This window comes from Pseudomonas viridiflava, assembly GCF_001642795.1.
GTDB lineage: Bacteria > Pseudomonadota > Gammaproteobacteria > Pseudomonadales > Pseudomonadaceae > Aquipseudomonas > Aquipseudomonas viridiflava.
The window spans coordinates 54,429-60,428 of the sequence record NZ_LKEH01000046.1; the positions used below are offsets into that span (position 1 = coordinate 54,429).

A 6,000-nucleotide genomic window follows, 5' to 3' on the forward strand; every position below is an offset into this window, starting at 1 on the left:
GGCTTGTGTAGGCATCACTCAGCCAGAAACGCCAACAGGTCTTCGTTGAGCTGCTGCCCGTGGGTGACCGCGAAACCATGCGGCGCGCCGGAGTAAACCTTCAATTCAGCACCCTTGATCATCTCGGCAGCCAATTTGCCGGTCGCTTCGAACGGCACGATCTGGTCGCCGTCGCCATGAATGACCAGCGTCGGTACGTCGATCTTTGCCATGTCGGGACGGAAGTCGGTTTCCGAGAACGCGGTCACACAGTCCACGGTGCCCTTGAGCGAAGCCAACAGCGCGATGTTCAGTGTCTGGGTCATCACGCCGTCAGAGACGGTCTGGCCCTGATTGGTGCCATAGAACGGGGTGGCGAAGTCGGCGATGAATTGTGCACGGTCCTTCAGCAGGCCTGCCTTGATGCCATCAAAAACGGACTTGTCCACGCCTTGCGGGTGGTCATCGCTTTTCATGAAAAACGGTGTCACCGCGCCCAGCAGCGCCAGTTTGGCGACACGCTCGGTGCCGTGGCGAGCGATGTAACGTGTCACGTCACCGCCACCCATGGAGAAGCCCACCAGCGTCACGTCACGCAGGTCCAGGTGTTGAATCAGCGCAGCGATGTCATCGGCGAAGGTGTCATAGTCGTAGCCGGTCCACGGCTGGTCTGAGCGGCCGAACCCGCGACGGTCGAACGCGATGGTGCGATAGCCACGGCTGCTCAGGTATTCCATCTGGTATTCCCACATGTCCGCGTCCAGCGGCCAGCCATGACTGAAGAGCACTGGCTTGCCCGTTCCCCAGTCCTTGAAATAGATCTCGGTGCCGTCTTTTGTCTTGAAAGTGCTCATGCAGTTCTCTCTCTCGTGTCGGGTTGATCGGGCTGGCGCAGTTGTCCGGGCGCACTGCAGCAGTATCGATCCAGTCCGCCCGCAGAAATTGCGTGTATGTGCCCATCTGCCTGTCCGTGAACTCGGCACATCAAAACAATTTCCTGCAACCGGCTCGCCGCATAATCCTGCCAAAGCCCAGCCTGCCCGAGAGATCCTAGACCATGCTGTCCAACGCATCGCACCTTCAGTCCGGCGTGTCGCCGAAACGCGCTCAAACCCTTATTGGCTGGGGGCTGTTGTTCATGCGCGTCAGCGTCTCGCTGCTGTTACTGCACGTGCACGGCCTGCCGAAGCTGATGCACTGGAGCGTGGAAGTGCAGCGCATCGAGGACCCGTTCGGCCTCGGCGGCACCCTGACGCTGGGGCTGGCAGTGTTTGCCGAAGTGATCTGCCCGGTGCTTCTGATTCTGGGTGTGTGGGCGCGGCTGGCGTGTCTGCCGATTCTGGCCGTATTGGCTGTGGCGGTCCTCTTCGTTCACCCCGAATGGTCACTCGAGCAGGGCCAGTTCGCCTGGCTGCTGATGATCCTGTTCGCCGGGCTGGCAATCACCGGTCCCGGCCCGTTGGTGATTGGCAAGGCACTGCATAAGCGTTAACCGGCAAAGGGCCATCTGAAACATCGGCTCATCTATTTCCCGGGTCGAAACCGAACTTGCCACGCAAACAGGAATCAGTTCCTTGGGGCTGAAGCCCTGCCTGTCCATTGAAGGAGTAAACTGCGTGGCGTCTCAGCTGAAAACCTTGATCCTTACGGGGCTGCTGTTGTTCGCGGGCAGCTTCCATGTTCAAGCGGCGGATGTGCCTGCGTTGCCGATGAGTGCCGCAGTCCCCGCCGACGACAAGGCCGCCGAAAAACCTGACAGCAAGGCGGCTGACAAAGCCGATGCCAAGGCTTCAGACAAAACCGACGCCAAGGCGGCAGATGGAGCAGACACCGCAGCCACTGAACCCGCAGCCGAGCTGCTCGTGCAGGGCGGCTTGCTGGGGGCGATCAGCACCAGCATTGATGACGTGCAGGACAAGCTCAACCTCGACGAGAACCTGCTGGACGCATGGCAACTGCGTGCCGATCGGGCGGCCGACGAGCTCGAAAAACTGGTCAACAAACGCACCACGCGTTCACCGTGGAGTGTTGTCGGCGACTTCCTGATTCTGTCTTTCGTCTGGATAGGCGCTTTTGCGGTCCTGACCACCGTAGGACGTTTCATCGCCGTCCGGCTGTGTCGGACGGCGTTCCTGAGTGTGCGTCAGCGCAGTCAGGCGCTGCTCAAGTATGTCCTGCCGTTTACGCTGCCCGCGATCATCTGTCTGCCGCTGACCCTCTACGTCAGTCACTTCATGCCTTCCTCGGTCGGTCGGGCGCTGGCGCTGTGTTTCGCCTACGCCACCAGCAGCGGCATTGTCTCGACCTCGGTGTTGCTGTGCGTGATCGTGATGTTCAACTCCGGGCACAAGCGTGCCGCGGTACGCATGATCCGCCGCTATGCGCCGAGGCCCTTGTTCGTGGTCGGCTTTCTGGCCGCGCTCAGCGATGCACTGACCAGCCCGCAGATTGCCCGTCAGTTGGGTAGCAACGTGACCACCAGCGTCGCGGTGTTTACCGGTCTGTTTGCCTCGGTCGTGTTCTGTATGCTGATCATCAAGGTGCGGCGCCCGGTGGCCCACCTGATTCGTAACCGTTCGTTGAGCAGTCGTCTGCAGCGTCCGGCCTTGCAGCAGTCGCTTAAAATCTTCTCGAACCTGTGGCACCTGCCCATCCTGCTGATGATCCTGGTGTCGGCCATCAACCTGATCGGTGCTGGCGAAGACAGTCAGGAAGCGCTGCGTTGCGCGTTGTTCACCACCATTCTGCTGATTGCCACGGTGTTCATGAGCACCGTTTTCCAGCACCTGTTCAAGCCCGCTGAAGAGCTCGGGCGTGGCGGACACGTTTACAAGGCGCGTCTGTTGAGCCTGTTGTATGCGGTGGTGCGCATCGCGCTGGCGATCACGTTTATCGAAGTATTGGGTCGGATCTGGGGCTTCTCGATGTTCGAGTTCGCCCAGCGCAATACGCTCGGCCGGGTCATCAGTGAATCGTTGAGCAGTATTGGTCTGATTTTCCTGGTGACCTGGCTGTTGTGGGTGGTGCTGGACACGGCGATTCAGGAAGCCCTCAAGCCGCCGATCAATCATCGCAGCGGTCGTCAGCCGAGCACGCGGGTCAAGACCATCCTGCCGCTGCTGCGCAACGCCGTGAAGATCGTGCTGGTGGTGATCTGCGCGATCACCACCATGGCCAATCTGGGCATCAACGTCGCGCCGCTGCTGGCCGGTGCCGGTGTGGTCGGTCTGGCAATCGGTTTCGGTTCGCAGCAACTGGTGCAGGACGTGATCACCGGCCTTTTCATTATTGTGGAAGACACCTTTTCCATCGGCGACTGGGTGGTGCTCAGCACCGGACATTCCGGCACTGTCGAGAGCCTGACCATTCGCACCGTGCGCCTGCGTGATGGCAAGGGTTTCGTGCACTCGGTGCCGTTCGGGCAGATCAAGGCCGTCACCAACCAGTCCCGCCAGTTTGCCTACGCGTTCTTCTCGGTGCAGTTCACCTACGACTCGGACATCGATGACGCGCTGTCGCTGATCCGTGAAGTCGGGCACTCGATCACCGAAGACGTTCTGCTCAAGAACAACCTGCAAGGTCCTCTGGAAGTGTTCGGTGTGGATCGCATGGACCTCAACGGCGTGGTCCTCACCGCGCAGTTCCGCACCTCTTCCGGTGGGCAATACGCAGTCGGGCGTGCCTTCAACGAGCGGCTCAAGCGGCTTGTGGATAAACACCCGAGCGTACGCTTCGCCCAGACTTATCCACAGATGGTGATGAGCCCTGGCATCGCAGGGCCTCAGGCGGGTACCGAAGCCGAGGGGCCGCCAGCGCCATCGGCGTCGCCAGCACCGCTGAGCCTGCCCAAGGGCGGCGGTGCGCCCGGTACGGCAGCCACTTGACGCGTCATTAACCCGCCAGGCTGCGCAACTGTTGGGGGTTGGCGGCCAACGTGTTATGTTTGCAGGCGTTTTTCATTTATCTATTTGATGATTCTGATACCGAGCCTGCTGACTCTATGCGAATGCGCCTTATGCTGTTGGGCGGCGGGAATGCCCTCGGGCAGGCGTTGATTCGTCTGGGTGCCGAGGAAGACATTGGCTTCCTTGCGCCGCGTCCACCGCAAGACGGTTGGGACGCAGCGAGCCTGACGCAACTGCTCGATGACACCCGTCCCGATGCCTTGATCAACCTTGCTTACTACTTCGACTGGTTTCAGGCGGAGACGGTAAGCGAAGCGCGTCTGACCCGCCAGGAACGCTCTGTCGAGCGGCTGGCCGAATTGTGTCAGCACCACAACATCACGCTGGTCCAGCCTTCCAGCTATCGAGTCTTCGATGGCTCGCGCGCGACTGCCTACAGCGAAAAGGACGAGCCCGTGCCGCTTGGCCTGCGTGGTCAGGCGCTGTGGCGTATTGAGCAGAGCGTTCGTGCAACCTGTCCGCAACACGTGCTGGTCCGTTTCGGCTGGCTGCTGGATGACAGCGCCGATGGCGTGCTGGGTCGTTTCCTGTCGAGTGCCGAGAAACCCCAGGAGTTGCTGCTGGCCGATGACCGTCGCGGTAATCCGACGCCGGTCGACGATGCGGCCCGCGTGCTGATTTCGGTGCTCAAGCAACTCGACTGCGAAGCGCCGCTGTGGGGCACCTACCACTACGCTGGTCACGAGGCCACCACGCCACTGGCGCTGGGGCAGGCGGTGCTGACCGAGGCGCGTCTGCTGCATCCGCTGGCCGTCGAGTCACCCACCGCGCAGGCCCACGCCGCACGCCCCGACGCGGGCGAAGAGCCGCAGCACGCCGTGCTGGCCTGCAAGAAAATTCTCCATACCTTCGGTATCAAGCCCCGTGCCTGGCGCGCCGGCCTGCCGAGCCTGCTGGACCGGTATTACCGACATGTCTGATGCTCCTGTTCTGATCACTGGCGGCGCGGGCTTCATTGGCTCGCACCTGACCGACGCGTTGCTGGCTCGCGGGCATGCCGTGCGCATCCTCGATGACCTGTCGGCGGGCAAACGCAGCAACCTGCCGCTGGACAACCCAAAGGTCGAGCTGATCGTGGGCGATGTCGCCGATGCTGCACTGGTCAGCCGAGCTGCGCAGGGCTGTCAGGCGGTTGTGCATCTGGCGGCGGTGGCCTCGGTGCAGGCCTCGGTGGACGATCCTGTGCGCACGCACCAGAGCAATTTCATCGGCACCCTGAATGTGTGCGAGGCCATGCGCGAAGCGGGCGTCAAACGGGTGATCTTTGCCTCCAGTGCTGCGGTCTATGGCAACAACGGCGAAGGCCAGGCCATCACCGAAGACACCACCAAAGCGCCGCTGACGCCTTACGCCTCGGACAAGCTGGCCAGTGAGTTCTACCTGGATTTCTACCGTCGCCAGCACGGACTGGAGCCGGTGATTTTCCGCTTCTTCAACATCTTCGGGCCGCGTCAGGATCCTTCATCGCCGTACTCCGGCGTGATCAGCATCTTTGCCGAACGCATCGAAAAAGGCCTGCCCATCACAGTATTCGGCGACGGCGAGCAGACCCGCGATTTCTTCTACATCGGCGATCTGGTCAAGCTGCTGCTGCAGGGACTGGAACTGGACAGCGCCATCGAAGGTGCCGTCAATGTCGGTCTGAACCAGACCACCTCGCTCAACGAATTGCTCGCCGCGCTGGCGCAGGTCACAGGCAAGCAACCGCAGGTCAGCTATCAGGCGCCGCGCTCAGGCGATATCAAGCATTCGCGGGCCGGCAATCAGCGGCTGCTCGAGCACTTCAACATCGACGCGCCCACACCATTGAACACGGGGCTGGCGCTGTTGATAGGGCGCTGATTCACGATCACTGTGAAAGCCGAACCCCGAATGTGACGCAGAGCGTCACGGGCTGCATGCCCACGCGGAGCACTCATCGTCATACACAAGTCCGCAAGACGCGCAAAACGGAGCTAAAACGTAAGTATCTGGCTGAATGCATTCCCTGTGGGAGGCGCCACCACGTCTTCGACGTAGCGCTGTCGCGCATCAAACTGGTTCATCGTAAAGTTGA

5 protein-coding genes are annotated in these 6,000 nt (G+C 61.2%); 4 read left to right on the top strand and 1 reads right to left on the bottom strand.

The genetic code is table 11. The features are described from left to right. Positions 1-14: 14 nt before the first annotated feature. Complete coding sequence (locus AO065_RS22975) at positions 15-833, bottom strand: alpha/beta fold hydrolase (RefSeq protein ID WP_004883724.1); 819 nt, start codon at positions 831-833, stop codon at positions 15-17. A 284-nt stretch (positions 834-1,117) separates the two neighbouring features. Here AO065_RS22975 and AO065_RS22980 point away from each other — a divergent pair, with 284 nt between their 5' ends. The 4 genes from AO065_RS22980 to AO065_RS22995 all read left to right on the top strand — a co-directional run bounded on the left by AO065_RS22980 (position 1,118) and on the right by AO065_RS22995 (position 5,786). Then, complete coding sequence (locus AO065_RS22980) at positions 1,118-1,471, top strand: DoxX family protein (protein WP_370454400.1); 354 nt, start codon at positions 1,118-1,120, stop codon at positions 1,469-1,471. A gap of 124 nt (positions 1,472-1,595) precedes the next feature. Further along, positions 1,596-3,863, top strand: coding sequence for a mechanosensitive ion channel family protein (locus AO065_RS22985; protein ID WP_004883727.1), 2,268 nt, complete (start codon positions 1,596-1,598; stop codon positions 3,861-3,863). A gap of 116 nt (positions 3,864-3,979) precedes the next feature. Beyond that, a complete protein-coding gene (locus AO065_RS22990) occupies positions 3,980-4,864 on the top strand; it encodes a sugar nucleotide-binding protein (protein ID WP_004883728.1) in 885 nt (294 codons plus the stop codon). Continuing rightward, entirely contained in the window at positions 4,857-5,786 is a 930-nt protein-coding gene (locus AO065_RS22995; RefSeq protein WP_004883729.1) for an NAD-dependent epimerase/dehydratase family protein, read from the top strand. The genes AO065_RS22990 and AO065_RS22995 overlap by 8 nt, the downstream gene beginning before the upstream one ends. The last annotated feature ends 214 nt before the right edge of the window (positions 5,787-6,000 follow it).

Excerpts from the sequence above, each read along its gene's own strand:
- AO065_RS22975 (WP_004883724.1), bottom strand. The coding sequence starts at position 833 with ATGAGCACTTTCAAGACAAAAGACGGCACCGAGATCTATTTCAAGGAC.
- AO065_RS22980 (WP_370454400.1), top strand. The coding sequence starts at position 1,118 with ATGCGCGTCAGCGTCTCGCTGCTGTTACTGCACGTGCACGGCCTGCCG.
- AO065_RS22990 (WP_004883728.1), top strand. The coding sequence starts at position 3,980 with ATGCGAATGCGCCTTATGCTGTTGGGCGGCGGGAATGCCCTCGGGCAG.
- AO065_RS22995 (WP_004883729.1), top strand. The coding sequence starts at position 4,857 with ATGTCTGATGCTCCTGTTCTGATCACTGGCGGCGCGGGCTTCATTGGC.